Origin of the sequence: Pseudomonas sp. PS01270 (assembly GCF_029959775.1) — a bacterium.
In the GTDB taxonomy this organism is placed as follows: domain Bacteria; phylum Pseudomonadota; class Gammaproteobacteria; order Pseudomonadales; family Pseudomonadaceae; genus Aquipseudomonas; species Aquipseudomonas atacamensis.
Genome location: NZ_JASCPT010000188.1, coordinates 1 through 7,464, shown reverse-complemented (window position 1 = coordinate 7,464; position 7,464 = coordinate 1). Strand labels below are relative to the sequence as shown.

At 61.2% G+C, this 7,464-nt stretch carries 5 protein-coding genes; all 5 read right to left on the bottom strand.

The genetic code is table 11. The annotated features are described in order from the left end of the window. Nucleotides 1-103 precede the first annotated feature (103 nt). A complete protein-coding gene (locus QMX86_RS26630) occupies nucleotides 104-1,120 on the bottom strand; it encodes a class I SAM-dependent methyltransferase (RefSeq protein WP_071173626.1) in 1,017 nt (338 codons plus the stop codon). A 135-nt stretch (nucleotides 1,121-1,255) separates the two neighbouring features. Next, on the bottom strand, nucleotides 1,256-3,193 hold the full coding sequence (acs, locus tag QMX86_RS26625; protein WP_282387709.1) for an acetate--CoA ligase: 1,938 nt from the start codon (nucleotides 3,191-3,193) through the stop codon (nucleotides 1,256-1,258). A gap of 200 nt (nucleotides 3,194-3,393) precedes the next feature. Then, nucleotides 3,394-5,058: a glucose-6-phosphate isomerase gene (pgi, locus tag QMX86_RS26620; RefSeq protein WP_016773160.1), complete on the bottom strand. Its 1,665-nt coding sequence runs from the start codon at nucleotides 5,056-5,058 to the stop codon at nucleotides 3,394-3,396. A gap of 358 nt (nucleotides 5,059-5,416) precedes the next feature. Beyond that, nucleotides 5,417-6,277 (bottom strand): pantoate--beta-alanine ligase, encoded by an 861-nt coding sequence (gene panC, locus QMX86_RS26615; RefSeq protein WP_024014335.1) that lies wholly within the window; start codon nucleotides 6,275-6,277, stop codon nucleotides 5,417-5,419. Then, nucleotides 6,274-7,074, bottom strand: coding sequence for a 3-methyl-2-oxobutanoate hydroxymethyltransferase (panB, locus tag QMX86_RS26610; RefSeq protein ID WP_282387633.1), 801 nt, complete (start codon nucleotides 7,072-7,074; stop codon nucleotides 6,274-6,276). Before panB ends, panC begins: the two co-directional genes overlap by 4 nt. Nucleotides 7,075-7,464 lie beyond the last annotated feature (390 nt).

The window sequence follows — 7,464 nt, the reverse complement described above, 5'->3', positions numbered from 1 at the left end:
GCTCGCGAATGCGCTGGTTCAGTGAAAAACAAGTCGACTGACACTGCGCCTTCGCGAGCAGGCTCGCTCCCACAGGGAAATGAAATCGCTCATGCCGGAGGGATCACAACTGCAAGATCAGCGTCTTCAACGGGGGCTGCTGGTCCCGCGAGGGGAAGTCGGCGCCCGGGGTCATCACGCTCCATTCGCGCACCGGGCGGCCGGCCTTTTCGGCGCAGCGCAGCACTTGTTCGCGCCAGTCGTCCATGCTGACTTTCGCCAGGTTGTTGCAGCAGATCAGCACGCCGTTGTCAGCGGTGGTCAGCAGCGCCGGTTTGAGCAGGCTCTGATAATCGCGCAGCAAATCGACGGTGCCGAACGCACTTTTGGCCCACGCCGGCGGATCGAGCAGTACCAGATCGTATTGGCGCTGTTCGAGGCGCTGATAGCTCGGCAACTTCTGCCCGCGCCGCACGCTGATCGGCAGGCCAGCAAGCTGACGGATCGCCGGGAAGTAATCGGACTGAATGAATTGCATCTCCGGCAGTTGCGGGTTGAGCAAACCATTCTCGCGACCGACCGCCAGATTGCCCTCGGCAAAATCGAGGTTGCACACCTCGCGCGCACCGCCTGCCGCCGCACTGAGGCCAACGCCACAGGTGTAGGCGAACAGGTTGAGCACACTTTTGCCTTGCGCGTGATCCTTGACCCAGCCACGGGTGTTGCGCAGGTCGAGGAACAGCAGCGGATCCTGCCCGGCATGACGCCCGCGCACGCGGTAGTTCAGGCCCCATTCATGCCCGACCAGATCCGCCAGTGCGGCGTCATCGGCTTTATAGACGCTGTCCTCGCGATCGATCCGCGAGTTGCCACGGGAGCGGTCGTTGTAGACCAGCAGGCTGTCGAAGCCCAGGGTCTGGTTGACCATGGCGTGCAGTTGCAGCAGATCGTCACGTTCGAGCGTCTGGTGAAAACTCTGCACCAGCAGTTGCGGGCCGTAGCGGTCGATGGTCAGGCCGCCGGCGCCTTCCTGGCTGCCATGGAACAGCCGATAGCAATCGGTGCCCTGGCTGTGCAGCGCAGCGAGCAGGTCCTGGCGTTGATCGAGGGCGGCGCGCAGCGCCTGATTCAAGGAAGACATGCGGGCGCCTTGCTGAAAAAACGCGAAGCTTAGCAGTCGGGGAGCTACAAGCGGCAAGTTTCTAGCTGCAAGCTAAAAGCGAAAAGCTGCGCGGACCGCTTTAGCTTGCAGCTTGTAGCTAGAAACTTGCAGCTCTCAAGTATTGAGCCGCTTGTCGACGAGGTCCTGCACCACACTCGGATCAGCCAGCGTCGAAGTATCGCCAAGGCTGTCGAGCTCATTGCAGGCAATCTTGCGCAGAATACGCCGCATGATCTTGCCCGAGCGGGTCTTTGGCAGCGCCGGCGCCCACTGGATCAGGTCCGGTTTGGCGAAGCTGCCGATCTCCTTGCTGACATGCGCCAGCAGGTCTTTCTTCAGCTCTTCGTTGGCCTCGGTGCCGTTCATTGGCGTGACGAACGCGTAGATGCCCTGACCTTTGACGTCGTGGGGATAACCGACCACGGCGGCCTCGGCGATGCTGTCGTGCAGCACCAGGGCGCTTTCCACTTCGGCGGTGCCGATGCGGTGGCCGGAAACGTTGATCACGTCGTCGATGCGTCCGGTGATCCAGTAATCGCCGTCCTCGTCGCGGCGGGCGCCGTCGCCGGTGAAGTAATAGCCGGGGTAGGGTTTGAAGTAGGTGTCGATCATCCGCTGCGGATCGCCGTAGACGCTGCGAATCTGCGCCGGCCAGCTCGATTTGATCGCCAGCACGCCACTGCCGGCGCCTTTGATTTCCTTGCCGACTTCGTCAAGCAGCACCGGTTGCACGCCAAACATCGGTTGCGTCGCGCAGCCCGGTTTGATCCGTTGCGCGCTGACCAGCGGGCTGAGCATGATGCCGCCGGTTTCGGTCTGCCACCACGTGTCGACAATCGGGCAGCGCTGTTCACCGACAGCATTGAAGTACCATTCCCACGCTTCCGGGTTGATCGGCTCACCGACGCTGCCGAGCAATCTGAGGCTGGCGCGCGACGTTTCCTTCAACGGTCCGGCGCCTTCGCGCATCAGCGCGCGCAGGGCGGTGGGTGCTGTGTAGAAAATGTTCACCTTGTGCTTGTCGATGACCTGCCAGAAGCGCGAACTGCTCGGGTAGCTCGGCACGCCTTCGAACATCAGTGTGGTCGCACCGTTGGCCAGCGGCCCGTAGACGATGTAACTGTGGCCGGTGACCCAGCCGACGTCGGCGGTGCACCAGAACACTTCGCCGTCGCGGTAGTCGAGCACATATTTGAAGGTCATCGCCGCTTGCAGCAGATAGCCGCCGGTGGTGTGCAGCACGCCTTTGGGTTTGCCAGTGCTGCCGGAGGTGTAGAGGATGAACAGCGGATCTTCGGCGTCCATCGGTTCCGGCGGGCAGTCGTCGCTGACCTCGCGCACGGCCTGGTGGTACCAGAGGTCACGGCCTTCGACCCAATCGACCTGGCCCTGAGTGCGCTCGACCACCACGACGGTGCTGACGTTCGGGCAACTTTGCAGGGCTTTGTCGACGTTGTTTTTCAGCGGCACGAAGCGGCCACCGCGCACGCCTTCATCGGCCGTGATCACGGTACGGCAGTCGGCGTCGAGGATTCGATCACGCAAGGAGTCCGGAGAAAATCCGCCGAACACCACCGAATGAATCGCACCGATTCGCGCGCAGGCGAGCATGGCGTAGGCGGCTTCGGGGATCATCGGCATGTAGATGCACACCCGATCGCCTTTCTTCACGCCACGGCTTTTCAGCACGTTGGCCAGACGGCAGACGTGGTGATGGAGTTTGTTGTAAGTGATCTGCGCCGATTCGGCGGGATCGTCGCCTTCCCAGAGCAGGGCAGTCTGTTCGCCGCGTTGCTTGAGGTGACGGTCGATGCAGTTGTAACTGACGTTGAGCTTGCCGCCGGCAAACCAGGCCGCTTCACCAGTTTTCAGGTCATAGCGCTGCACGGTCTGCCACGGCGTGCTCCAATCGAGGAAACGTGTGGCCTGCTCGGCCCAGAAGGCACTGGGGTGTTCAATCGATTCACGGTACAGGCGCCGATACTCGTCCTGGCTCAACTGAGCGGCCTGGCGCACGGCATCGGCTTTGGGGAACGTGCTGATATCGAACATGACGGTTCCTTATTCTTGTGGTGCGACACGAATAAAGATGCGCCGAGCGCTGCACAGGTTCAAGTCATGCGCCAAAACAACTGTGGGAGCGAGCCTGCTCGCGAAGGCGGCGGATCAGTCAACACAGTGTTGAATGACGCACCGATTTCGCGAGCAGGCTCGCTCCCACAGGGGAACAGCGTTGTGCCCGAAGGCTTTTATCAGCCGCGATGACGCCCGCGGAAGTAGTTGATCAGGCCTTGAGTCGAGGCATCGTCAGCCACGGTCTCGTCGCTGCCGACCAGACGGTTGTAGACGCCTTTGCCCAATTCCTTGCCCAGTTCCACACCCCACTGGTCGAAGGCGTTGATGCCCCAGACCACGCTTTGTACGAACACTTTGTGCTCATACATCGCAACCAGGGCGCCGAGGCGACGCGGGCTGATGCGTTCGACCACCAGGGTGTTGCTCGGACGATTGCCCGGGATCACCTTGTGCGGCGCAAGTTTGCGCACGTCGTCTTCGCCCATGCCTTTGTCGCGCAGTTCGGCTTCAGCTTCCGGCAGGGTCTTGCCGAGCATCAGCGCCTGGCTCTGCGACAGGCAGTTGGCGTACAGCCACTGGTGATGGTCGGAAACCGGGTTGAAGCTGACGATCGGCACGATGAAGTCGGCCGGGATCAGTTGGGTGCCCTGGTGCAGCAACTGGTGATAAGCGTGCTGACCGTTGCAGCCGACGCCGCCCCAGATCACCGGGCCGGTATCGGTCGACACCGAGGTGCCGTCCTGACGCACGCTCTTGCCGTTGGACTCCATGTCCAGCTGTTGCAAGTGCTTGGTGATGTTGCGCAGGTAGTGGTCGTACGGCAGGATCGCGTGGCTTTGCGCACCCCAGAAGTTGCCATACCAGACGCCGAGCAGGGCCAGCAGCACCGGCATGTTCTGTTCGAACGGCGCGGTCTGGAAATGCTGGTCCATGGTGTAGGCACCGGACAGCAGTTCCTTGAAGTTGGACATGCCGATGGCCAGCGCAATCGGCAAACCGATCGCCGACCACAGCGAGTAGCGCCCGCCGACCCAGTCCCACATCGGGAAGATGTTTTCTTCGCGAATCCCGAAAGCCACAGCGGCGGCGTTGTTGCTCGACACAGCGATGAAGTGGCGATACAGCTCGGCTTCCGAGCCGCCCTGCGCCAGGTACCAGGCGCGTGCGGCCTGCGCGTTTTTCAACGTTTCGAGAGTGTTGAACGACTTCGACGAAACGATGAACAGCGTGGTCTCGGCGCGCAGTTTCTGCGTCAGCTCGTGGAATTCGCTGCCGTCGATGTTTGCCAGATAGTGGCAACGTACGCCTTTCTGCGCGTAGGACAGCAGTGCTTCGGAGACCAGCTCAGGACCGAGGAACGAACCACCGATGCCGATGTTGACCACGTCAGTGATCGGCTTCTCGGTGTAGCCACGCCACAAGCCATCGTGAATGCGGCCGACCAGATCGGTGATCTGGTTCAGCACCTTGTGTACTTCCGGCATCACGTTGACGCCGTTGACCGACAACTTGTCGCCGACCGGGCGGCGCAGGGCGGTGTGCAGTGCCGGGCGGCCTTCGGAGGCGTTGACGATTTCGCCGTCGAACAGCGCTTTGATCGCGCCCTTCAGATCGACTTCATTGGCCAGGCCCACGAGCAGGTTGCGGGTCTCGGCGTTGATCAAATTCTTCGAATAGTCGAGAAACAGACCGCAGCTACTGAGGGTGAACTGATTGAAACGCTGCGGATCGGCGTTGAAGGCTTCGCGCATGCTGAAATCCTGCATGGCTTGGCGGTGATCTTTCAACGCTTGCCAGGCGGGCAGAGCGGTAACGTCGTGAGGAGTGCGGTAGTACGCCATCGCTGCGGTTTTCCTTTTTACTTGAACGGCCTTTTGAACACGGTACAGATCAACCACGAGTTTTAGCGCATGGGATCAACTGCGTCGACACGAGATCTGGACACAGGGCGAATACAGTAAACCTCGCGCTGCGTTCTGTCTTGACTTTGTCTGACCAGATCCCTGTACTTTTTTAACATCCGCAGAGGAATCTGGCCGACAAACGGAGGTGCCCGGAAGACTTTCGCCCAACCGGCATGCACCGAAAACACCTGTGGGAGCGGGCCTGCCCGCGAAGGCGGCGTGTCAGGCAACTTATAAGTCGCTGATACACCGCCTTCGCGAGCAGGCTCGCTCCCACAGGGAAATTCGTTGCTGCTTAAATCGGGCTATCGAGGTTCAGGTGCAGGTTGTCGATCAGCCGCGTAGTGCCGAGGAACGCTGCCGCCAGAATCACCAGATCGCGATCTTCTGCCGTCGCCGGACGCAAGGTCAGGCCATGGCGGATTTCCAGATAGTCCGGACGCAGCCCCGCCGCTTCCAGCACCTGCAGCTGTGCAGCGATCAGCGCCGGGTAATCGCGCTCACCTTGCTTGATCGCTTCGGCAATGCTGCTCAGCACGCGATAGACCACCGGTGCCACGGCGCGCTGGTCTTCATTGAGGAAGCCGTTGCGCGACGACAGTGCCAAGCCATCCGCTGCACGCACGGTCGGCTCGCCGATGATCTGGATCGGCATGTTCAGGTCATGCACCAGTGCGCGGATCACCGCCAGTTGCTGGTAATCCTTCTGGCCGAAGATCGCCAGATCCGGCTGGACCATGTTGAACAGCTTGCTGACCACCGTCGCCACACCTTCGAAGTGCCCCGGACGGCTGGCGCCACACAGGCCTTCGGACAATTGCGGCACGCTGACCCGTGTTTGCCCGGCCATGCCGTCCGGGTACATCTCTTCAACCGTCGGCGCGAACAGCAGGTCGCAACCGGCTTCGAGGAGTTTTTCCTGATCGGCAGCGAGGGTGCGTGGGTATTTGTCGAGGTCTTCGCCGGCGCCGAATTGCAGCGGGTTGACGAAAATACTCGCGACGACGAAATCGACTCGCTGGGTAGCCTTGGTGATCAATGCGACGTGGCCGCTGTGCAGGTTGCCCATGGTCGGCACGAAGCCGATGCGCTTGCCTTCACTGCGCGCGCGGGCGACGGCGGCGCGCAGTTCGCGTACGGTTTTGACGGTGTTCATGCAGAGAATCCGTGTTCGATGCCAGGGAACGTAGTGGCTTTGACTTCGCTGACGTAAGCCTTCAGCGCGGACTGGATGCTGTCCTGACCTTGCATGAAGTTTTTGACGAATTTGGGTACGCGGCCGGTGATCGACAGGCCGAGCATGTCGTGCAATACCAGCACCTGGCCGTCGGTGGCGTTGCCGGCACCGATACCGATCACCGGAATGCCCACGGCCTGGCTGATTTCTGCCGCCAGTTCGCTCGGCACGCACTCGAGCAACAGCATGGCCGCACCGGCCTGCTCCAGCGCGATCGCATCGGCACGCATCTGCCGCGCCTGATTCTCGTTGCGGCCCTGCACTTTATAGCCACCGAGGATGTTCACTGCTTGCGGGGTCAGGCCCATGTGCGCGCACACCGGCACACCGCGCTCGGCGAGCAGACGGATCGACTCCGCCAGCCACAGCTGACCTTCGACCTTGACCATGTGCGCGCCGGCCTGCATCAGCAGGGCGCTGTTGTTCATGGTCTGTTCGAGGGTGGCGTTGGCCATGAACGGCAGGTCGGCGAGGATCAGGGCATCGCCATTGCCACGCTTGACGCTGGCGACGTGATAGGCCATTTCCGCCGTGGTCACCGGCAGGGTGCTGTCATGACCCTGCAGAACCATGCCGAGGGAGTCGCCGACCAGCAGCACTTCGACACCGGCCTCGTTGCAGGCGTGGGCGAAGGTCGCGTCATAGCAGGTCAGCATGGTGATTTTTTCACCTTTCTGCTTGAGGCTCTGGAGCGTGGTCAGGGTGATGGCTGGCATGTAAAAAATCCTCGTTCAGGCGCTCTGGAAACTGCTGCGAGTCACGCGCGTGATTCTTCATCTACTCAGGCGCACGGTCTTGTGTCGTGCTTTGAAAGGCCTGGATTGCGCCCGTTCATACCGGGTTGGCGGCAGCGGGACGCCTATAGTCGTGATGAGCCAACAGGAAGTCAATTGCGTGTGTTACCGCATTGTTACGCGGGCGGTGTTACCGGCGTTACTGATGCGATTCAGCGGCGCGGCGGGCCTGATTCGGGGGATTTTTGTCTGACAAAAACTGGAGATTGGCAGCTGACCTGTGGCGAGGGGATTTATCCCCGTTGGACTGCTAAGCAGGCCCAAATCTGACCAAGCTGTACACAACATGGGGCCGCTCCGCGACCCAACGGG